Genomic DNA, 20,980 nt, shown 5'->3' with positions numbered 1-20,980 from the left:
GGCGGGGCGGACGGCCGCTACGCCGGCGCCGGGGTGTGCGGCGGCGTGCGGAAGCCGTCCTCTGGGGGTGTGCCGACCGTAGGGCGGCGCGGACGGGCCACGCCAGAGGACGGTTCATCCATTCCTGGAGCCGTCAGTGGACGAATCCTCCAGTCCGCGATCACTCCTCGTCGTCCGTGTGCGGCGGGCGGTCCGGTCCGGCGTCCGGCCCCTGCGCCCGGACCCGCTGCACGTGCTCCAGGGAGTCCCGCAACTCCGTGAGCCAGTCGTCGGTGTGACGCTGCACGAGGCGCACGCACCACGCCAGCGCGTCGCTGCGGCTGCGGGCGACACCGCCGGCGATCAGGGTGTCGAGGACCTGGCGCTCCGGCTGGCGCAGCCGCGTCATGACGGGCGCGGCCACGTGCGTGAAGAGGGCGCGCCGCCCGCCGCACTCCACACCCCAGGACACCTTCCGGCGGAACCGGTGCTCGGCCTCCCGGGCCACGGCCATCCGGTCCTCGCGCGTGCGCTCCCGGAACTCCTGCACCCGGCTCTCCAGGGCCGCCTCCCGTTCGGCGGCCGGGGCGTCCTCGGCCAGCCGGGGTTCGGGGATGCGGCCGATCACCGTGATCTCCTCGCGGTCGACCGTGATCTCGGTCAGTTCCTCGAAGAGGTCGTCGGGAAGGCGGCCGGCGAACCAGCCGCGCAGTTGCTCTCGCTGCTCGCTCGTAATCATGTAATGACGATTACTCGACGGGAGCATGAACGCAAGCGGTTGCAAAGTGGTCGGCCCACAGCGGAATCGGAATGTTTCAGGCCTATTAACGAACACCCGGAAATCGGCCATCTGGCCGCTTCATGCCCCCGCGGCCCGCGCAGTTACGGGCTTCACGCGCATCCGTTCCGTAACTTCGCGCCACTGATTCAATACGTAACGTTACTGAAACCGGTGGGGTCGATGTGTGTTTCGGCGACGGACTCGGCAGACTCGCGCTCGCCGTTCCGGGCACCAACCGAGCACGGGCCGGCACCCCCTGTAATCGAGCGGAAGGATGCACACAATGCGGAACACCGCGCGCTGGGCCATGACCCTCGGCCTGACGGCCACCGCCGTCTGCGGACCCCTCTCCGGGGCCGCGCTCGCCACCCCGGGTCCGGCCCCCGCCGCGCTCTACGCCCCGTCGGCCCTCGTCCTCACGGTGGGCCACGGAGAGAGCGCGATCGCCGCGACTCCGGAACGCGCGGTCACCCTGACCTGTGCCCCCAGGCCCGCGGGCACCCACCCGGCCGCCGTCGAGGCCTGCGCCGAACTGCGTGGCGCTGGCGGCGACTTCGACGCCCTGACCGCCACGGAGGGCGTGATGTGCACCAAGCAGTACGACCCCGTGGTCGTCACCGTCGACGGCGTCTGGCAGGGGCAGCGGGTCAGCTACGAGCGCGTCTTCTCCAACGAGTGCATGAAGAACGCCTACGGCACGGGCGTCTTCTCCTTCTAGGGACCACCCTCCCGAGGACCGGGATCGCGCAGTTCCCGTGAAGCACGGCGGCTCGTTGCTGGGGAGCCGGGCCGCTGTCACGGGGAGGCCGCGATCTCGTACAAGGGGGCCGGCGGGCGGAGTGGGGCCGCCCGCCGGCCCCTGGACTTTCGGCTCAGGCCCGGTCGCGGTGGCTCGTGTCGCACCACGGGTAGCGGCGACTGCGACGGCAGGTGCACAGGGCCACGCGGAAGCGGTCGGAGGTGACGACGGAGCCGTCCTCCAGCTCCACCTCCACCGGGCCCTCCATCAACAGCGGACCTTTGCGCTGGACGGAGACGCGGCGTGGGGCCTCGGACGACCGGTCAGACGGGGAGTTCGGCACGGACGACCACCAGCTCTTCCTTGTCCTCGGTGTCGGACAGCAGCCCCCGCTCCCGCAGCCAGCGTTCCCGGCCCCGCAGCACGGGACCGAACGCGATCCGTTGCCGCCGGGTCACCGCGGCCTTCAGGCCGGCGGCGCGCAGCTGCCCGACGGTGAGGTCCGGGGCGCTCAGCGCCGACTGCACCAGCAGCAGCACCCCGCCCGGACGCAGCAGGCCGGGCGCCTCCCGGCAGATCCGGTCCACGACCAGGCGCCCGTCGTCACCCGCGTCCCAGGCGCGCGCGGCGCCCCGCGGCGCACGCCGGCCGTCCGGCGCCGGCACATACGGCGGATTGGCCAGGACGAGGTCGTACGACTCCCCGCGGACGGGCTCGAACAGGTTCCCGTGCCTGATGCGGACCGGGAGTCCGGCCAGCCGGGCGTTCAGTCGCGCCGCCCATACGGCGCCCCAGGACACGTCGACGGCGGTCACGCGGAAGCCGCGGCGCGCCGCCTCCAGGGCCAGGGCGCCGGTCCCGGTGCCCACGTCGAGCACCTCGGCGCCCGGGGGCAGCGGTTCGTCGGACAGGGCACCGGCCAGCAGCTCGGTGTCTTCCTGTGGGGCGTACACGCCCGGGAGTACCAGTGGATTCACGGACGTCGAGTACCCCGCCACTCAGGAGATATAGGTGGTTTCACGGGCGAGGGGTGCATGCAGTGATGAACGGGATGCCCGCCAGTCGGTGAGCAGTCGTGTGCCGAAGCGCTCCTCGACGAACTCCGTGGCGTCGAGGCCGAAGGCGACGTCCGGGGCGAGGTGCGGCTCCCGCTCCAGCAGACCGCCGATGACGTCGTGGCGCACGACCTGCTCGTGGACCGCGTCGGCCTCCACGTGCTCGTCGTAGAAGTGCTCGGCCGCGGGGCCGGCGCCGGTGCGGCGCATCGCCTCGGCGAGCCGTCGCGACCCGGGGGAGGAGGTGATCTCGACCGCCGCGAAGTGGCCCACCAGGGCGCCCCTGAGGGCCCGGTGCAGGCCGAAGAGGGACATCATGTTCACCGTGACCAGGGCCTCGGCGGACGTGGCGTCGAGGTAGCGGCCGTACGTGGTGTCCAGGCCGAGGTCCGTCATCAGGTCGGCGAACAGCCGGGCGTGCACGCGGTCGGCCCGGCCGCCGCCCCATTCGTCGAACTCCACCGCCGCCATCGCCGCCTTCGCCCGGCCCCACAGCCGCGGCAGCACCCAGGCGTGCGGGTCGGCCTCCTTGAGGTGGTACAGGGAACGCTGGGCCGCGTACTCGCGCAGGTGCCACAGCTCGCCCTCGTCGCGCAGGAAGTGGCTGACGCCCGTGCCGTCGACGGGTTCGACCAGGAGGTCCGCCAGCGCCTCGTCGACGCTGTCGTGGACCCGGACGTCGGCACGCAGGGCGGACAGGAAGCGCTGCTCCAGGGCCGCCCGGAGGCGCAGCAGGTCGGGGTCCCACTCGCGGTCCGGGGACACGCCCGCGAAGCCGCGGTAGTGCAGCTCGTAGCAGAGGTACAGGGCGAGCTGGAGGTCATCGCCGTACACCTCGGCACGGGCGACCTCCTCCAGGCGGGGCAGTCGGCCCGCGCCCCGCAGGTATGTCTCGACACCCTGGCTAAGCGGGCCGCGCGGGGTGGGCAGGCGTGGTTCGTCACGGTCGTGCTCCATGCGCCCCGGGTACCCGCGCGGCGCCTGGTCACCCGCCCGGGTGGTACCGGCGCGCGAGGGCCTCGGGCAGGGCGCGGGCCCCGGCGGCCGGTCGGCGCGCCCGGGGCCCGTGCCCGGTCGGTCTCCCCGCGGTGCTCAGTCCCCCTCGGACTCCTCCTGGGCGCGGGTGTTGGGGGTGATGGCCTCCCCGGCCTCGCCCCGGTGGCGTCGTTGCTCGGCGGAGTCCTCGGTGCGCTTCTCGGCGTCCTCGATCTCGCGCAGGACCTCCTCGAGCGCCGTCTCGGGCTGCTTGCCGGAGCTGTTGTGGTCCTTGTGGTGGGACACGGGGTCTCCTTCCTGCGTTCGGTGCGGATCACTCAGTTCGTGGCGGTGGCGATGCGCAGCGGGACCGGTTCGGGAGGGGCCGCCTCCTCGTTGCGGCGGGTCACCTCCGCCCACCAGGACGGGCCGTCCTCGATGTGGCGCAGCAGCACCCCCTCGCGGATCGCCCAGGGGCAGACGGTGACGGACGTGATGCCGGTCAGCTTCATCGCCGTGTGCCCGACCACCGCGCCGGCCAGGCTCTGCGCGGCCCGCGGCGCGGAGATCCCGGGCAGCCGCGCGCGTTCGGCGGCGGGCAGCGCGGCCAGCCGCACGATCGCCTGCCCCAGGTCCGTGCGGTGCAGCTGCCGGTCCACGAACGGGCCGTGGCGTCCGGGCGCGGCCCCGCACAGCCGTCCCAGCTGCTGGAACGTGCGGGAGGTGGCGACCGCGGTGCGCGGGCCCTCCCAGCGGATCCGGGCGGCGACGTCCCGCAGTTGATGCCGCACCCTGCGGCGCAGCGCCCGCACCCGCTCGGGCGACGGCGGGTCCTCGCCCTCGAAGAACTCGTGGGTGAGCCGCCCCGCGCCCAGCGGCAGCGACGCCACGAAGTCCGGCAACCGGCCGCGCCCGAAGGCCACTTCGAGGGAGCCGCCGCCGATGTCGAGCAGGGCGAGCGGCCCGGACCGCCAGCCCATCCAGCGCCGGGCCCCGAGGAAAGTCAGTTCGGCCTCGACCTCACCCGGCAGGGTGCACAGGTCGACGCCCGTACGGGCCCGGACGGCGTGCAGCACCTCGTGCCGGTTCGGCGCGTTCCGTACCACGGCGGTCGCGAAGGCGAGCGGGCCCGCGGCGCCCCACCGGGTGGCGGTCCTGCTCGCCTCGGTGACGGCGTCGACCAGTTGCCCGACCGCCTGCTCCGGGATGGGTCCCCCCGGTGTGACCTGCTCGGACAGCCTGAGCCGCCACTTGGAGGTGTGCACCGGAAGCGGCACCCCGCCCTCCGCGTCCGCGACCACAAGTCTGACCGTGTTCGATCCCACGTCCACCACGCTGATTCGCATGCGCGGTGGGTACCCATTTCCGCGGCAGACCAACGGGTCGGTCCGCCGCGGAGGGCGAAGACGCGCCACCCGCGCGGACGCCGGGCCCGCCACGTCCCTGCGCACGGCGGCCCCCGGCGTCCCGCGGACGGTCACATGTGCACGACCGGGGCCGCCTCGGAGTCCTGCCGCGGCACTCCGCGCCGGTGCAGCGCCAGCGCGATCAGCGCGCCGTGGCGCGGCGACCGACTACCTGGCCGGCCGGGACCCGAGCAGAGAGCGCGGCCGGGACGAGCAGGGCGCCGAAGACGCCCTGGAGGGCGCGGGCGACGACGAGCAGCAGCAGGGAGGCGAACACCAGGGCGTACGCGGTGACGATCCTCCCCCACTGCCTTAAAGGCGTGGGGGGCCCCAGCCGGTTGCCGTCGGAGAAGTGCAGGTCGGCGGCGCCTGGGCGGCGGTGTCCTCGGGCTCCCAGCGAAACGGCAACGTTTCGCTGGGACTGTGGGGGAGTGCGCTACGTCACGCCATCTGGCGGCGCACCAGCTCGTGCAGCCGGCCGTTCGTGTCGGCGAGCAACTGGGCGGGCGGACCCTGCTGGATGACCTTGCCGTCCTCCATCACGACGACCCGGTCGGCGTCCATCACCGTCGACAGCCGGTGGGCGATCACGATCCGGGTCGCGTTGAGGGCCTTGGTGCTCTCGATGACCGTGCGCTGCGTCTCGTTGTCGAGCGCGCTGGTCGCCTCGTCGAAGAAGAGGATCCGCGGCCGCCGGATCAGCGCCTGGGCGATCATCAGCCGCTGCCGCTGGCCGCCGGAGACCGCCCCGCTGCCGGAGACGATGGTGTGCAGCCCCATCGGCATCCGCTTGATGTCCTCCGCGAGCCCGGCCATCTCGGCCGCCGCCATCGCCTCCTCCGGCGTGTACGGCTCGGTGCCGCAGATGACGTCCAGGATGGAGCCGGTGAACGGCTGCGCGTGCTGGAGCACCACACCGCACTGGCGGCGCACCGCCGACTGGTCGAGGGCCGCCAGGTCCTGACCGTCGTACAGCACACTCCCCGACACCGGACGGTCGAACCCGATCAGCAGGCGCAGGAGCGTCGACTTGCCGCAGCCGCTCGGCCCGACGATCGCGACGAACTCGCCCGGGCGCACCTCGAACGACACGTCGTCCAGGACCAGCGGACCGTCGTCGGCGTAGCGGAAGGACACCCGCCGCGCCTCGATCGCCCCGGTCAGCGGACCCGGCCGGGTGCTCGCCGTACGCACCTCGGGCGTGGCGTCCAGCACCGGCTTGATCTCCTCGAACAGCGGCAGCGCGGCCACCGCCGAGACGAACGAGCCCGTCAGCTGGGTCACGGAGGTCAGCACCATCGTCACCGAGGTGTTGAACGTCAGGAACGCCGCCGCCGACATCGAGCCCCGGGCCGGGCCCGCCAGCAGCATGAACATCAGCAGCGTGCACAGCGGCAGGTACACCGCGCCCAGCACCGACGTGAGGTTCTTGATGCGGCCGACCTTCTGCTGGAGCTCCCGGCTGCGGGCGAACTCCGACGCCCACGCGGCGTACGCGTAGTTCTCCGCGGCCGCCACCCGCAGCTTCGGCAGGCCCCGCAGCGTCTGGAACGCCTGGTTGTTCAGCTTGTTGGAGAGCACCACCAGCCGCCGCTGCCAGCGCACCTGCCACAGCCCGAGCCCCAGGAACACCGCCGCGATGACGACGAGCATGCCGATCGCGGCCATCGCCATCGGCACGCTGAACCAGAACAGCAGCCCCAGGTTCATCGCCCCCACCGTCACCGACTGGGCGACGGTCGGCCCGACCCCCGCCAGCAGCCGGCGGATCGAGCTGATGCCCATGGCGGCGCTGGCCAGTTCACCCGTGGAACGCTCGGTGAAGAACTTCGTCGGCAGCCTGAGCAGCCGGTCCCACACGGCCGGCTGGAGCGTGGCCTCGACCCGGCCCTCCAGCCGCAGGATGGTCAGGTTCTGCAACAGCATGAAGGCCGCCGCCACCACGCTGCTCAACATCACCGCCAGACACACCTGCACGATCAGGTCCGTCTGCGCCTTCGGCACGAACTCGCCGAGCACCTTGCCCGTGGCGATGGGCACCAGCGCGCCGATCGCCACCGTGACCAGACCGCTGAGCAGCAGAGCCGTCAGGTCGCCGCGCATGCCCCGCATGCAGAACCGCAGCAGCCGCAACGGACTGAGCCCCCGTTCGGGCAGCGGGCGGTAGAACATCACCGCGCGCGGCTCGAACTCGTCGGCGTTGGCCTTCTCGATCGGCGTCTCGCGCCCGGTCGACGGATGGACGGCGACGTAGCCGCCGCGCCGCCACAGCAGCGCCACCGGTGCGCCCGACAGGGCCCGGTGGCCGACCAGCGGCCCGACGTTGTCCCGCCACCAGCGCCCGTCCAGCCGTACGGCCCGGGTGCGGACCCGGGAGGCCAGCGCGACCTGCTCGACCGGGTCGAGGCGGTCGCCGCCGGTGCCCTTCTGCGTGGGCTCGGCGATGCTGATCCCGGCGGCCTGCCCGACCAGCTTGCACGCCGCGTACGTGGCGTCGGCGTCGGCCGCGGTGGTCCGCTTCGACGACCGCTTGCCGATGGAGGCGAGCAGCGTCTGATCGGCCTGGGCACGGACCGCCTCACCGGCCTTGATGCCCTCGGCGGTGCGGTCCTCGTGGGTGCGCTCCAGCTGCTCGATCCAGCGGTCCAGCGTGGTCAGCAGCCGGTACTGCTGGTCGACCATGGACTGCCACAGCGCCGGATCCATCAGCAGGTCGGCCGCCGCCTCCGCGCCGTACAGCGAGCCGTACTGGACGCTGCCCGGCGGCACCTGCATCCAGAACACGTCGTCGTCGGTGGGCGCGGCCGCCCGCTCGGTGGCCATCGGCGCCTGGAAGAGGATGGACAGGCTGCGGCCGACCCCGAGCGCGAGCGCGTACTCCAGCGGGCTCGTCGTCGGCGGCACGTACTGCGGGTTGCCGTACTCGTCGTACGACCAGGTCGCGGTGTTGGCGGGCTGGTACAGCTCGCGCAGCCCGATGCGGTGCACCACGCAGTCCCGCAGGGGGCGGGCCACGAGGGTGTGCTGCGGTCCCGCCACCGGGCCGAGCACCAGCGACCCCGCCTCCAGCCGGCCCAGGTGGTGCCAGTGGCCCTGCTGCCCGGCGTCGACCGCGAACAGGTCGACGGCGCCGGACGCGACCAGCCACAGCACCTGCGGGCCCTCCAGGTCCAGGCGGTTGAACCCGGCGCAGTCGATGCGCGAGCCCATCTGCCCGAAGGCGCCCAGCACGAGGTCCCCGTCGTGTCCTTCGTGGACGGTCGTCATGTCACCGTTCCCTGACCAGTGCCGCATAGGCGCCGCCGTGCGCCACCAGTTCCTCGTGCCGCCCGCGCTCCACGACCGTGCCGTGCTGCAGGACGACGATCTCGTCGCTGTCGCGCACGGTGCTGAGCCGGTGCGCGATCACCACACAGGCGCAGCCGCGCCGGCGCAGATTGTCCATCACGACCAGCTCGGTCTCCGCGTCCAGCGCGCTCGTCACCTCGTCGAGCACCAGGATGCTCGGCCGGCGCACCAGCGCCCGCGCGATCTCCAGACGCTGGCGCTGCCCGCCGGAGAAGTTGCGCCCGTCCTGCTCGACCTTGCTGTGGATGCCGCCCGGGCGGCGCGTGATCACGTCGTACAGCGCCGCGTCCCGCAGCGCGTCCTCGACCGCGTCGTCCGGGATCGACGGGTCCCACAGCGCCACGTTGTCGCGGACCGTGCCCTCGAAGAGGAACACGTCCTGGTCGACGAAGGAGACGGAGGCGGCGAGCGCCCCGCGCGGGATGTCCTCGATGCGCTGCCCGTCGATGCGGATCACGCCCTCCCACGGCGCGTACAGGCCGGAGATCAGCCGGGACACCGTGGACTTGCCGCTGCCCGAGCCGCCGACCAGCGCCACCTGCTGCCCGGGCCCGACCGTCAGGTCGAAGCCGGTGAGCAGCGGCTTGTCGAGCGGGCTGTAGCCGAAGGTGATGTTCTCCAGCTCCACGTGGCCCTGGAGGCGGCGCGTGGACTCGCCGGCGCCGGGGCGGCCGTAGAGCGGGTCGGCCTTGAAGTTCTCCACGTCCTTCAGCCGGGCCACGTCGGCGGCGAAGTCCTGGATGCGGCCCGCGACGCCGTTCAGCCGGGTCAGCGGGGCGGTGAACCGGGTGACCAGGGCCTGGAAGGCGACCAGCAGGCCGACCGAGATGTGCCCCTCGACCGCGCGCATACCGCCGATCCACAGGATCAGCGCGCTGTTCAGGGTGGCGAGCGTCGGCGCGACCACGCCCAGCCAGGCGCTCGGCACGCCGAGCCGCTGCTGCTCCTCCAGGGTGGTGGCGTGCTGCCCGGCCCACTTGCGGAAGTAGCCGTCCTCACCGCCCGTCGCCTTCATCGTCTCGATGAGCTGCAGGCCGGTGTAGGCGGTGTTGGTGAGCCGGGCCGTGTCGGCGCGCAGCTTCGCCGTGCGGGTGGCGCGCAGCCGGACGACGACCCGCATGGCCACGATGTTCAGCAGGGCCACGCCGATGCCGACGAACGTCAGCTGCGGGTCGTAGGTGTAGAGCAGCACCGCGTACAGCACGACCACGATCGCGTCCACGCCCGCCGCCGCGAGGTCACGGGACAGGGTCTCGGCGACCGCGTCGTTGGACTGGAGCCGCTGCACCAGGTCGGCCGGGCTGCGCTGGGAGAAGAACGTCACCGGCAGCCGCAGCAGGTGCCGCAGGAACCGGGCGCTGGACAGGGTGGAGGAGATGATGCGGCCGTGCAGCAGGTTCGCCTGCTGGAGCCAGGTCAGCACGACCGTGAGCAGCACGCACGCCGCCATCGACGCGAACAGCACGCCGAGCAGCGAGGTCTTGTTCCCGATCAGGAACTCGTCGATGTAGGTGCGGCTGAGCGCGGGCACCGCCGCACCGACCGCCACCAGCAGCAGGCTCGCCAGGACGGCGGCGGGCATGGTGCCCGCGGTGCCGCGCAGCCGGGCGGGCATCGCGCCGAGGACGCCGGGCTTGCGCCCGCCCCGGGTGAAGTCCTCGCCGGGCTCCATGACCAGCACGACACCGGTGAAGCTGCCGTCGAAGTCCTCCATCGGGACGAAGCGGCGGCCCTTGCCGGGGTCGTTGATGTAGACGCCCCGGCGGCCGAAGCGGCGGCCCATGCCGTCGTAGACGACGTAGTGGTTGAACTCCCAGAACAGGATGGCCGGCGACTTCACCTCGGCGAGGGCGGCCAGGTCCATCTGCATGCCCTTGGCCGTCAGGCCGTAACTGCGGGCCGCCTTCAGCAGGTTGCTGGCGCGCGAGCCGTCACGGGAGACACCGCAGGCGATGCGCAGCTCCTCCAGCGGGACGTGCTTGCCGTAGTGGCCGAGCACCATCGCCAGGGAGGCGGCGCCGCACTCCACGGCCTCCATCTGGAGCACGGTGGGCGTGCGGACCGTCTTGGCCTTGCCCTTGGGCACCTTGCGCTTCGGCGGGGCGGCGCGGCGCCTGCCCCGGGTCTCCTGCGCGGTCGCGCTCATGGCAGCAGCCAGTCGACGGGACGCTGGTCGGCCAGCCGGATCGACCCCGTGGCCAGCGTCATGGAGGTCAGCTTGTACGGCGGCCCGTCCGCGGACGACCACCGGTAACCGCTCTTCGTGGCGGACGACTTGTCCAGCCGGACCGTGACGGCCACCGGCCTGCCCTTCTTCGTGAACTGCTCGCCCAGCTGGCTGTCCCCGAGGAACGCGGAGATCTGCTGCGGGGACTGCGCCGAGCGGTCCACCGACTTCACATGGCCGCGCAGCACGCCGTACTCCTGGGTCGGCACCGACTGCACGGTCAGGTCGACGGCGGCGTCGTCGGGGATCGAGGCGGCGTTCTCGGCGGGCACGTACACGGTCGCGTACAGCGGGTCCTGGGCGCGGGCGACCTTCTCGACGGCGGCGACGTTCGCGCCCGTCTGGATGATCTGCCCGACGGTGGCGGCGAGTGCGGAGACGCGGCCCGCGTCGAGCGTGCGGACGACCGTCTCGCCCCTGGCCGTACGGACCTTCAGCACGGGGGCGTCGGCGGGCACCTGCTGGCCCTGCTTGGCGAGCACCGCGGTGACCTGGCCCGCGACGGGGCTCTGGAGGACGTAACTGCCCTGCCCGTGCGTGAGGATGGCGGGCGCGCTGACGGTGGAGGTCACCGAGCCGGTCACCGCCCACACCGAGGCGGCGGCCATCGCGACCACCGTCACCGAGAGCACGAGCCAGCCCTGCGGGCGGGCGAAACGCACCGGGAGGTCGAGTTCCTCCGGTGACTGAAGCTTGGCGAGGGCCTGTTGGCGGAACTGCAAGGAACTTCCCTCACCCGTAGAAGAGGTTCTGACGGCCGTGGCAGAGGTCGCCACGGCACCCGAAGAACCCGGAACCGCCGGCTGCGGTTCCGGGCCTCAACGGCACAAGGGCTCGATCAGAGACCGGCGACCAGGTTGGTGACCGGAGCCGTGTTCAGGCCGGTGACGCCCTCGACGGTGCCGACAGCGGTGTTCACCAGGCCGGAGACCGGGGCGATGCTGTCGACCGTGTCGGTGACGGTGTTCACGGCGTTCACGGACAGGCCACCGGAAACGGCGTCGAGCTCGGCGTCGGCGATCTCGACGGTCTCAACCTGGGGGGTGGAGTTCATGGTGGAACTTCCCTTCGTATGGATATCTCACAAGGGGGGAGCGGCCCCCTCTGGGGGACAGATGACGGCCGCGACCGCGAGCGCCGGACATCCGTTTCCGAGTGCCCTTCGCGGCCCCCGCGGTGCGATGGATCAAAGCACGCTGCGGGCGCGCGCTTCCAATCAACCACCAGCCTCACCAGGGAACTTGCGTCGCAGGAGCCCCGTTCCGTGCAGGTGTGTGCACGCCTTGGTGGCGAGTTCTTCACATGCGGCACGGCATCGGCTCATCCGATCCCTTGCCTCCCGGGGCGGCGAATCCGGCACTCCCGCCCCAAAGGCGTGACACCGTCGGCCGGCCTGTGGACAACCTTCGACTTGGTGACCGGGTTGAGCATTCGATGTGCAGATTCGCTGAAGTCGGGATTCAACTCGACCATCGCAACAGATCGTTTCCGCGCGCATACGGACCGTGTCTGTTCGGCGGGTCGGACTGACGCCCGCCGCTGAAACGCCGTCATCCGGCCATCGCACCGCCGTGGGCAACCCCCTTCCCCCCTCCGGAGCGGCCCGCTGTGACCAGGGGAGTCGCGGATCGCGCGGTCGGCGCGCGGGCGGCGGGAGTTGGCCGGTTCCGTGATGCGAAGGGATCACTTGCAAACGGAATTGAACGCCCCACTCGGCCCGTGCGTACCAACAGCCATCCAGGCGCCCCCCGAAGCTGCCGGACGGCGGCACATACTCCGTCCCTCAGGAGGAGAGAAGTTTGAGTCACAAGCGAATTCCGAAGCGCAAGGCCGCGATAGCGGCGGGCAGCGTGGTGGCGCTCGGCGCGGCCGCGATCCTGCTCCCCAACGCCAACGCGTCACAGGACGGTTCGTCCGACGACGCGGCGGCCGCGCCGAAGACCCTGAAGGCGGGCGACGCCTCGGATCTCGCCTCGCAGCTCTCCGGGCTCCTCGGTGAGGCGTTCGGCGGCTCCTACTACGACGGCGACAGCCAGCAGCTCGTCGTCAACGTCGTACCGGGCGACAACAACAACGTGATCGTGCAGGCGAAGGCGGCCGGCGCGAAGGTGCGCGAGGTCGAGAACAGCTGGTCGGAGCTCCAGGACGGGGCGTCGACGCTGAAGTCGGAGGCGACCATCGCGGGCACCTCGTGGTCGATCGACCCGCGCACCAACAAGCTCCTGGTGACCGCCGACAGCACCGTGACCGGTGCCAAGTGGGACAGACTGGAGAGCACCGTGCGGAGCCTCGGCTCCGGCATGGCCACCATCAAGAAGTCGTCGGGCACCTTCAAGCCGTTCGTCTCGGGCGGTGACGCCATCTTCGCGGGCGGCTCGCGCTGCTCCCTCGGCTTCAACGTCACCGCGGGCGACGGATCCCCGGCGTTCCTGACGGCCGGTCACTGCACCCTCGGCGGCAACGAGTGGTCCGACACGCAGGGCGGCCAGCCGATCGCCACCGTCGACCAGTCGACCTTCCCCGGCGACGGCGACTTCGCGCTCGTGAAGTACGACGACCCGGCGACCGAGGCGCCCAGCGAGGTCAACACCGGCAACCAGACCGTCCAGATCACCGAGGCCGCGGAGGCGACCGTCGGCCAGGAGGTCTTCCGGATGGGCAGCACCACCGGGCTCGCCGACGGCCAGGTCCTCGGCCTCGACGCCACGGTGAACTACCCCGAGGGCACGGTCACGGGCCTCATCCAGACCAACGTCTGCGCCGAGCCCGGCGACAGCGGCGGCTCGCTGTTCACCCAGGACGGTCTCGCGATCGGCCTGACCTCCGGCGGCAGCGGTGACTGCACGGTCGGCGGCGAGACGTTCTTCCAGCCGGTCACCACCGCCCTGGAGGCGGTCGGCGCGACCCTCGGCGGCGGCGCCGCGGGCGGCGGCGCCGGTGCGGGCGAGGAAGCGGGTGCCGGTGAAGAGGCGGGCGCCGGTCAGGACGCCGGGGCTGGTGCCGGTGAGCAAGCGGGCGCCGGTCAGGAAGCGGGCGCCGGTGAGGAGGCCGGTGCCGGCGAGCAGGCCGGAGGCGAGGAAGCGGGTGCCGACCAGGACGCGGGCCAGGGTGTCGAGGGCGACTCGAGCCTGACCGAGTCCCGCTGACCTGAGACCGTCGGCAGCCGGTCCGACGCCGCCGGCCCGGTCCCGCCCCCTTCCAGGCGGGACCGGGCCGGCTCACCGGTGTTCCCGGCCACCGACGTTCGCGGCCACCGACGTTCCCGGGCCCACCGGCGCTCCGGGCCACGGCCTTCCCGGCCGCCGTGCGGCCTTGGCCACTGTGCGGCCCTGGACGCGGTTCCGGCCGGCGGTGGACCGGGCCAGCCCGCTGGCGTTCCGGGCCACCGGTCTTCCCGGCCACGGTGCGGCCTTTGCCACGGTGGGCCTTCGCCACCGTGCGGTCCAGGACGCGGTGCGTCCTTGGGTACCGTGCGGCCACGGACGCGGTTCCCGCCGGCGGTAGACCGGGCCGGGCCTCCGGCGGGAGGACCGGCTCGTCCGAGCGCCGCCGGGGAACCCGCCCCGGCCGCTGGTCGGCGAGACGCGGGGCGGATGGCTGGAGTCGCCGGAGTCACCGTAGGCCACGAGCCGCCTCCGGCCGTCCCGCCCGACGCCGCCGCCTACGTTGGCCGACTCGGCGTGGCCGATGCGGCGGCCGGGGCGGCGCCAGGCCGCTCGGCAGCCGCGGGACGGCCCTACCCGAGGGCCCGGAGGAGCAACAGGGCGATGTCGTCGAGGCGTTCCTCGCCGTCCGTGTGGAGCCGCTGGTGATGCACCAGGCTGTCGGCCAGCTCGTCCAGCGGCCCGTCCCCGGCGTCCGTCAGGCGTCGGCCCAGATCCGCCAGGGCCTCCTCGAAGTCCGTGCCGGGAGACTCCACCAGCCCGTCGGTGTACAGGACGAGCAGGGAGCCGGGAGGCAGGGCGACCTCCGTCGTCGGGTACACCGCCGAGGCGTCGATGCCCAGCAGCGGGCCTCCGGCGAGGTCGAGGACACGGACCCGCCCGTCCGGCCGTCTCAGCAGCGGCGGCGGATGACCGGCCCGGGACATCACGGCCCGGCCGTGCGCCGGGTCGAGCCGCAGGTACAGGCAGCTGGCGAACAGGTCGGAGCCCAGGTCGAGCAGCAGCCGGTTGGTGCTGCGCATGACCTCCTCGGGTGCCTGGCCCACGGCCGTGTACGCCCGGACCGCGGTGCGGACCTGGCCCATCAGCCCGGCCGCCGTGACGTTGTGCCCCTGCACGTCCCCGATCACCGCGGCCGCCATGCCCTGGGTGCGCACCAGGTCGTAGAAGTCGCCGCCGATGTCCATGCCCTGTGTGGCCGGCACGTAGCGGCCCGCCGCCTCGATGCCGGGCAGCGATGGCAGGGAGTGCGGCAGCAGGGCCTCCTGGAGGCCGTGCGCCAGCCGGTGCTTGGCGTCGTAGAGCAGGGCCCGCTCCAGCGCCTGGGCGATGAGCCCGGCCAGACTGGTCATCACCGCCCGCTCCTCCGTGGGGAACGGGTGCGGCTCGGCGTAGGAGAGCACGCACGTCCCGACCGGCCGCCCCTGGGCGATCAGCGGCAGGTACGCCCAGGCCGCGAACCCGTCGGGCGTCATGACCCGCGCCGGGTACAGGCGCTCCAGCTGTTCCTGCGACTCGAAGAACGCGGGCACACCGGTCCGCAGCACCTGCGTGCCGGGCGTCGGCTCGGTCAGCGGCATCCCGTCGAACCGCTCCACCACGTGCGCGTCCCGGTAGCCGCGGTGCCCCAGCACGCGCAGCCGGTTCCCCCGGGAGCCCAGCACGACGAGGGCCTGGCTGCCCACGGCGGGGGCGATCTCGTCCGCGACCAGCTGCACCACGTCCTGCACGCCCACCGCCTCGGTGAGCGCGCTGGCCAGGTCCAGCACCTGCGACATGGTGACCAGCCGGGACGGCTTCCCGTCGGACGGCGGCGCGGCCCGGTTCATCTCCGACACGGCCCGCGACCTGGTGATGCGCACGCTCAGGCCCGTCGTGCTCGGATACAGCCGGAACGACAGCCACTCGCCGGGCGGGCGCAGCGCCACGAACGAGGTGGTGTGCTGGCTCATCAGCGCCGCCCGGTAGCGGTCCTCGTAGACGGGGTCGTTGAGCCACGGCACCGACGCCCACAGCTGCGTGCCGAGCAGTCGGCTGACCGGGACGTTCAGCAGCTCGGCCGCCGCCGCGTTGACGAAGCCGATCCGCCCGTGCAGATCCAGCGAGACCAGCCCGTAGGGCAGCCGGCTCACCATCCGGGCCGCCTCGACCGTGCCGAGCGTGCCCGCCATGCCGCCCACCAGGGGAGAGGCGACCAGATCGGACTCGGAGTACGGCGGGATGCTGTGCTCGGCGGCCCGCTGCAGCCGGACCGCGAGCCGCCCGCAGGCCGCGGTCAGATGCTCGCGCTCGTGCTCGGACAGCTCCGGTGGATGCGCGCCCGGCCAGGTGACGAAGACCGCGCCGTACACGGTGGACTCGGTGGCCACCGGCACCGCGGCGAGGGCGAACGGATAGGGCAGCACCACGGCGATCCGCGGATAGTGGCGGGCCATCTCCTCCTCGCCGCCGACCCAGACCAGCCGCCGCTCGCGCGCCGCGTCGGCGACCGGGATCGGCGCGCTCAGCCCGACCCGCTCCCAGGGCGCCGCGAACGCCCGGGGCAGCCCCGCCATCACCGCCATCTCCAGCACCGGCTGGTCCGGCGACAGCAGGTAGACCGCGCCGGAGTGGGCGTGCACCTCGTCCATCATCGAGGCCAGCGCCAGGGACAGCAGCGGACGGCCCACCGGCGACCTGGCGGCTGCCGGCGCCTGCGCGGACGACTGCCCGTCGGACACGCCGACCACCTCCTCGCACGGCCGCGCGACCGGGCCCAGGAACAAATCTCCCCCCTGGCGGCCCGTCGCGCACGACGAGAGGCTCGGGGGCCGATCCCGGTTACCGTCGGTCACAGGAGTGTGGCTTCGGAGAAGGCGCGTGCGTACCCCGACCGCCGCGACCCATGCCCACGAAGTCGAAGCGCGGCTGGGCGTACAGGCGCCGCGCGTGCGCCCCCGCGCACCCTGATGGCCGGTTCTCCGCGCCCACGCAGGGTCACGGTCGCGAACAATGGGGCACGCGCTCACCAGGACGAGAGGGCGCAGGCGAGCCGAGGGGGTGGCAGTTGATCCGGGTGCTTCTGGTGCACGACGAGTGTCTGGTGCGATCGGTGCTGGCTGAGTGGCTGCGGGGGGAGTCCGATCTGGCGGTGCACGACACCTCGTGGCGCGGTGCGCCGGGCATGGTGCGGTCGATGCGGCCGGATGTGTGCGCGGCGGACCTGGAGTGCGCGGACTCCTACGGCATTCCGCCGCTGAGGGAGCTGTGCCGGCCCGGCCCGGACCGCACGCGCCCGCGGCTGCTCGTCCTCGCCACGGCGAACCGGCCGGGGTTGCTGAAGCGGGCGGTCGAGGCGGGGGCGCTCGGTTACGTCGACAAGGAGGGCTCGCCGCAGAACCTGCTGCGCGGGATCCGCCGGGTCGCCGAGGGGGAACGTTTCGTCAACGACTCGCTGGGCTTCGGATTCCTCAAGGCGGCCGAGATGCCGCTGACCCGAAGAGAACTGAGCGTGTTATCCCTCGCGGCCGAGGGAGCCTCCATCGCGGAGATCGCCGGGAGCCTGCACCTGTCCCACGGGACCGTGCGCAACTACATGGCGGCCATCACCCGCAAGACCGGGGCCCGCAACCGCATCGACGCGATCCGCATCTCCCAGGGTCAGGGCTGGCTCTGACCGCCGCCGGCACGGCACGGGTGTCCAGCTGCCGACGAGGTCCCGGTACGGCGCCGAGGACCGCAGCAGCTCCTCGTGGCCGCCGTACGCCGTGCTCCGGCCGTCCATGACCAGCACGCGGTCGGCGCGGCGGGCCGAGCTGATGCGGTGGGCGACGACCACCAGGGTCCCGCCCGGCCGCGCGGCGAAGGCCCGCTCCGCCCGCTCCTCCGTCTCGGGGTCGAGATGGCAGGTGGCCTCGTCGAGCAGGGCGAGCGGGGCGTACGACAGGAAAGCCCGGGTCAGGGCGACGAGCTGCCGTTCGCCGGCCGACAGGGTGGCGGGGTCGACCCGGGCCCCGAGGCCGCCGAGGCGGTCGGCCAGCGGGGCGAGGCCGACCGCCTCGGCGGCGGCGAGCATGTCCTCCTCGGGCACGGGGTCCGGACGCAGGTACGCGAGGTTCTCGGCCAGGGTGCCGTCGAAGACGTACGCCTCCTGCGGGATGAGCACGCGCGCGGCGGCGGCCTCCGGCCCGGGCACGGTGTGTCCGCCCACCGTGATCGTGCCCCGGTCCGGCGCGAGGAGCCCGGCGACGAGGGCGGTCAGCGTGGACTTCCCGGCACCGCTGGGGCCGACGACGGCCAGGTGCGTGCCGGGCGCGAGCGTGAGCTCGAGGCCGTCGACGACCGGGGTGCTCGCCGGGCCGTAGGCGAAGGTGACGGAGGTGAGGGAGAGGGCAGAGGGTGATCCCGGCCGTGCGGGCACGGCGTTTCGACCGGGCGGGTCGGCGTCTGCGTGTGCCGTGGGCCGGTCCTGCGCGCCCCGGCGAGCGCCCTGGAGGAACGGGCCATCCGGCTTGCCGGGCAGGCGCGTCCGGCGTCCGGTCGTCGCGTCGTCGGGCCGTGTGTGGGTCGGTGTCTCCCGTCCTGCCACCACACCGGAATCACCGGTCAGCCTGCGCAGCACCACCGTCAGGCGGGAGCCGCTGGTGCCCAGGCCGTGGACCAGGTTGCGCAGGGCCGGCAGCAGCGACTGGGTGACGTAGGCGAGGGCACCGACGAGGGCGCCCGTGGTGACGCCCTGGGCCAGGAGCCACGGGGCGGTGGCGAGGAGCAGGACGATCGGCAGTTGGCCGCCGATGGCCAGGGAGGCCACGCGCAGCACGCCCCAGCGGGCCAGGGCGCGTGCGGCCCGCAGTTCCGCCTCGACCCGTTCACCCGTGGCGGCGGCGATTCGCGCCTCCGCGCCGGTCGCCGTGATGTCCCGCAGGCCCGGGCAGACCGTGCCCAGGTGGCCGGCCAGGGCCTCGTCGGCGACGAGGAAGGCCTCCTGCCGCCGGGCGAGGGGCCGCAGGGTCGCCGCGAACAGCACCACCCCGGCGGCCAGGGGCGGCCCCACGACCAGCAGGAGCGGCGGAGCGAGCGCGAACAGGCCGACCAGGGCGCCGGCGGCGGTGAACACGAAGGAGCGGGAGACCATGACGAGCCCGGCGAAGGTGTCCCGGGCGATCTCCACCTGCTGGGTGAGCCCCGACAGGGACCCCGCGTCACCGGTCCGCACCCCGCGGGAGACGACCCGTTCGACCAGTCGGTCCCGGAGCGGTTCGACCAGCGCGGCGACGGCGGCGTAGACCCGCGCGGTGCCGTACGCGCCGAGCAGGACGCCGAGCCCGGTCACCGCGAGCCAGGCGAGACCGGCGTCCGGCCGCCCGCGCAGGAACCCGGCGTCCAGGGCGCGGGCGGGCCCGTACCCGATGAGGAAGGTCTGCCCGGTCTCCAGCGCCGACCAGACGGCGAGCCGCAGCAGCACCCGCCGGCGGGCCAGCAGGAAGCGCAGGCCCCGTGCGGGCAGGGTCGTACTCCTCGCGCCGGTCATGCCTCCGCTCCCGCCCCGGCCCCCGCGCACGCGGTGCCGTCCGCCTCTCCGAACACCGCCCGGTACTCCGTGCTCCGCCACAGCTCCTCGTGCCGCCCCACAGCCCGCACCCGCCCCCCGTCCAGCCAGGCCACCGCGTCCGCGCACGCGGCCGTCGCAGTGCGGTGGGCCACCAGGAGCCGGGTCGCGCCCGGGCCGTCGCCGAGGAGGGCGTCGGTGATGCGGCGCTCCGTCACCGTGTCGAGGCTGGACAGGGCGTCGTCCAGGACCAGAAGACGCCCGCCGTGCGCGAACGCCCGGGCCAGCCCGAGGCGTTGGGACTCGCCGCCCGAGCGCGGGGCGTCGGCGACCGGCGTGTCGTAGCCGTCGGGGAGGCGGCGCACGAAGTCGTCCGCGAGGGCCGTACGGGCCGCCTCCCGGATGCGGCCGGGGGAGGGGGAGGGCAGGCCGAGGCCGATCGCCTGTTCGATCGTGCCGCCCAGGAGGGCCGGGCGGGCGAAGGCGTAGCCGACGGCGCGGCGCAGGTCGTCGTGGGCCAGGTCGCGCAGCGGCACCCCGTCGAGCAGGACCTCGCCCGCGTCCGGGTCGGCCAGCCGGCCGGCGAGCGCGGCCAGCAGCGACTTGCCCGTGCCGGACCGGCCGACCACGGCCAGGGTCGTGCCACCCGGCACGACGAGGTCCACCCCGTCGAGCACGGCGCGTCCGCCCCGCCGGGCCGTGACGCCCCGCAGTTCCAGCCGCCCGGGGCCGTCCGGCAGCCGGCGTACGCCGTACGCGGGGGCGGGCTCCGTCTCGATCTCGCCGAGGCGCCGGGCCGCCGCCCGGGCCCGGGCCAGGCCCGCGAGCCGGCCGACCAGGACGCCGACGCCCGTCGCGAGCACCGCGTACCGGGAGGCGGCGAGGACGTCCCCCACCGACAGCCGGTCCCGGGTGAGCAGCACGCCGGCCACCGCGACGACCCCGAGGTGCAGCAGCGGTGCCACGGCGACCGCCTGCGCGGCGGCCCGCCCCTGCACCCGCCACATGCGGTGCCCGGCCCGGGACAGCTCGGCCAGCGGCCGCAGCACGCGGGCGGTCTCCCGGTTCTCGGTCCCCGCCGCCCGGACGGTGCGGACCCCCTCGACGGCCTCGGCCAGCGCGGCCGCGATCCGGCCCTGCGCCCGCTGGTAGCGCGTCGCGCTCTCGGTGGTGTCACGGGCGACGGCGCGCAGGAGGAAGGTCAGGACCGGGGCTCCGGCGAGGAAGACGGCCGCGAGCCACCAGTCGATCAGGCCCAGCGCCACCACACCGCCGACCGGACCGGCGAGGGCGGCGAGCAGGGCCGCCCGAGCCGCGGGGGCGGTCCCGGCCTCGGCGGCGTTGCCCACCAGGCGCGCCACGAGGTCACCGGAGCCGGAGCGGTCGGCGGCCCGCGGTCCGACGTCCAGGACGTGCCCGGTCAGCCGGCGGCGCAGCCACGCGGCGCTGCGGGCGTCGACGGTGCCGGTGAGCACGGTCTGGGCCGCGTCCAGCAGGGCGAGCAGCAGCACGAGTCCGGCGCAGTACAGCACCCAGCGGGTCGCCGGTGCCTGCGCCAGCAGAAGGTCCAGGGCCCGGCCCAGCGCGGCCGGCAGCAGCAGTCCGGCCCCGGTCGCGGCCATGCTCACCAGGCACAGGGCCGCGCAGCGGAGCCCGCTGTACCGGGTGGCCGTGCGCAGCAGCGTGCGGGCGTGCGCGGCCGCCGGGTCGTCGTCGGCACGCGGGGTCATACGGGCCTTCCGTGGGACGGGTGGACCCCGGGCGGTCCCTCCCCGCAGG

At 73.7% G+C, this 20,980-nt stretch carries 16 protein-coding genes and 1 pseudogene; 3 read left to right on the top strand and 14 right to left on the bottom strand.

Annotated elements, in window-relative coordinates; genetic code table 11:
* Window positions 1-160 precede the first annotated feature (160 nt).
* Window positions 161-718, bottom strand: coding sequence for a hypothetical protein (locus ACSUPV_RS01985; protein ID WP_031117799.1), 558 nt, complete (start codon window positions 716-718; stop codon window positions 161-163).
* 325 nt (window positions 719-1,043) lie between these two features.
* On the opposite strand from ACSUPV_RS01985, the gene ACSUPV_RS01980 reads away from it, so the two are divergent.
* The gene (locus tag ACSUPV_RS01980) at window positions 1,044-1,478 is read left to right on the top strand and encodes a protease inhibitor (protein ID WP_031117800.1); all 435 of its coding nucleotides are present in this window, start codon (window positions 1,044-1,046) and stop codon (window positions 1,476-1,478) included.
* A gap of 154 nt (window positions 1,479-1,632) precedes the next feature.
* On the opposite strand, the gene ACSUPV_RS01975 is transcribed toward ACSUPV_RS01980, so the two are convergent.
* The 10 genes from ACSUPV_RS01975 to ACSUPV_RS01930 all read right to left on the bottom strand — a co-directional run bounded on the left by ACSUPV_RS01975 (window position 1,633) and on the right by ACSUPV_RS01930 (window position 11,564).
* On the bottom strand, window positions 1,633-1,842 hold the full coding sequence (locus ACSUPV_RS01975) for a CDGSH iron-sulfur domain-containing protein (RefSeq protein ID WP_031117801.1): 210 nt from the start codon (window positions 1,840-1,842) through the stop codon (window positions 1,633-1,635).
* Window positions 1,823-2,476, bottom strand: coding sequence for a HemK2/MTQ2 family protein methyltransferase (locus ACSUPV_RS01970; RefSeq protein ID WP_031117802.1), 654 nt, complete (start codon window positions 2,474-2,476; stop codon window positions 1,823-1,825). Before ACSUPV_RS01970 ends, ACSUPV_RS01975 begins: the two co-directional genes overlap by 20 nt.
* Before the next feature lie 21 nt (window positions 2,477-2,497).
* Window positions 2,498-3,511: an iron-containing redox enzyme family protein gene (locus tag ACSUPV_RS01965; protein WP_436946786.1), complete on the bottom strand. Its 1,014-nt coding sequence runs from the start codon at window positions 3,509-3,511 to the stop codon at window positions 2,498-2,500.
* Window positions 3,512-3,646: 135 nt separating this feature from the next.
* Window positions 3,647-3,835 carry a hypothetical protein gene (locus ACSUPV_RS01960; RefSeq protein WP_031117804.1) on the bottom strand — a complete coding sequence of 63 codons (189 nt, stop codon included), beginning with the start codon at window positions 3,833-3,835 and terminating at the stop codon, window positions 3,647-3,649.
* 32 nt (window positions 3,836-3,867) lie between these two features.
* Entirely contained in the window at window positions 3,868-4,875 is a 1,008-nt protein-coding gene (locus tag ACSUPV_RS01955) for a Ppx/GppA phosphatase family protein (RefSeq protein ID WP_031117805.1), read from the bottom strand.
* 202 nt (window positions 4,876-5,077) lie between these two features.
* Window positions 5,078-5,212 carry a hypothetical protein gene (locus ACSUPV_RS01950; protein ID WP_436946785.1) on the bottom strand — a complete coding sequence of 45 codons (135 nt, stop codon included), beginning with the start codon at window positions 5,210-5,212 and terminating at the stop codon, window positions 5,078-5,080.
* 164 nt (window positions 5,213-5,376) lie between these two features.
* Window positions 5,377-8,202: an NHLP bacteriocin export ABC transporter permease/ATPase subunit gene (locus ACSUPV_RS01945; RefSeq protein ID WP_031117806.1), complete on the bottom strand. Its 2,826-nt coding sequence runs from the start codon at window positions 8,200-8,202 to the stop codon at window positions 5,377-5,379.
* Between the two features lies 1 nt (window position 8,203).
* A complete protein-coding gene (locus ACSUPV_RS01940) occupies window positions 8,204-10,429 on the bottom strand; it encodes an NHLP family bacteriocin export ABC transporter peptidase/permease/ATPase subunit (RefSeq protein ID WP_037764148.1) in 2,226 nt (741 codons plus the stop codon).
* The gene (locus ACSUPV_RS01935) at window positions 10,426-11,232 is read right to left on the bottom strand and encodes an HlyD family efflux transporter periplasmic adaptor subunit (RefSeq protein ID WP_031117809.1); all 807 of its coding nucleotides are present in this window, start codon (window positions 11,230-11,232) and stop codon (window positions 10,426-10,428) included. The genes ACSUPV_RS01940 and ACSUPV_RS01935 overlap by 4 nt, the downstream gene beginning before the upstream one ends.
* A gap of 116 nt (window positions 11,233-11,348) precedes the next feature.
* Window positions 11,349-11,564 carry a hypothetical protein gene (locus ACSUPV_RS01930; protein WP_031117810.1) on the bottom strand — a complete coding sequence of 72 codons (216 nt, stop codon included), beginning with the start codon at window positions 11,562-11,564 and terminating at the stop codon, window positions 11,349-11,351.
* 745 nt (window positions 11,565-12,309) lie between these two features.
* Between ACSUPV_RS01930 and ACSUPV_RS01925 the strand changes: the two genes are divergently transcribed.
* A complete protein-coding gene (locus tag ACSUPV_RS01925; protein WP_382608585.1) occupies window positions 12,310-13,656 on the top strand; it encodes a S1 family peptidase in 1,347 nt (448 codons plus the stop codon).
* 590 nt (window positions 13,657-14,246) lie between these two features.
* Here ACSUPV_RS01925 and ACSUPV_RS01920 read toward each other — a convergent pair.
* The gene (locus ACSUPV_RS01920; RefSeq protein WP_359790510.1) at window positions 14,247-16,394 is read right to left on the bottom strand and encodes a SpoIIE family protein phosphatase; all 2,148 of its coding nucleotides are present in this window, start codon (window positions 16,392-16,394) and stop codon (window positions 14,247-14,249) included.
* Window positions 16,395-16,558: 164 nt separating this feature from the next.
* On the opposite strand from ACSUPV_RS01920, the pseudogene ACSUPV_RS01915 reads away from it, so the two are divergent.
* Window positions 16,559-17,245: pseudogene (locus tag ACSUPV_RS01915) on the top strand (response regulator transcription factor); the annotation flags it as partial.
* Here ACSUPV_RS01915 and ACSUPV_RS01910 read toward each other — a convergent pair.
* Together ACSUPV_RS01910 and ACSUPV_RS01905 are read right to left on the bottom strand one after the other, a co-directional pair.
* Window positions 17,168-19,183, bottom strand: a complete 2,016-nt coding sequence (locus ACSUPV_RS01910) for an ATP-binding cassette domain-containing protein (protein WP_436946784.1) — start codon at window positions 19,181-19,183, stop codon at window positions 17,168-17,170. The pseudogene ACSUPV_RS01915 and the gene ACSUPV_RS01910 sit on opposite strands and share 78 nt — an antisense overlap.
* Window positions 19,180-20,931 (bottom strand): ABC transporter ATP-binding protein, encoded by a 1,752-nt coding sequence (locus tag ACSUPV_RS01905; protein WP_037764146.1) that lies wholly within the window; start codon window positions 20,929-20,931, stop codon window positions 19,180-19,182. The genes ACSUPV_RS01910 and ACSUPV_RS01905 overlap by 4 nt, the downstream gene beginning before the upstream one ends.
* Window positions 20,932-20,980 lie beyond the last annotated feature (49 nt).

The organism is Streptomyces sp. SudanB52_2052, assembly GCF_964272415.1.
Lineage (GTDB): Bacteria > Actinomycetota > Actinomycetes > Streptomycetales > Streptomycetaceae > Streptomyces > Streptomyces olindensis.
Note: the sequence above shows the minus strand (reverse complement) of the source record. Positions and strands in the feature narration are given on the sequence as shown.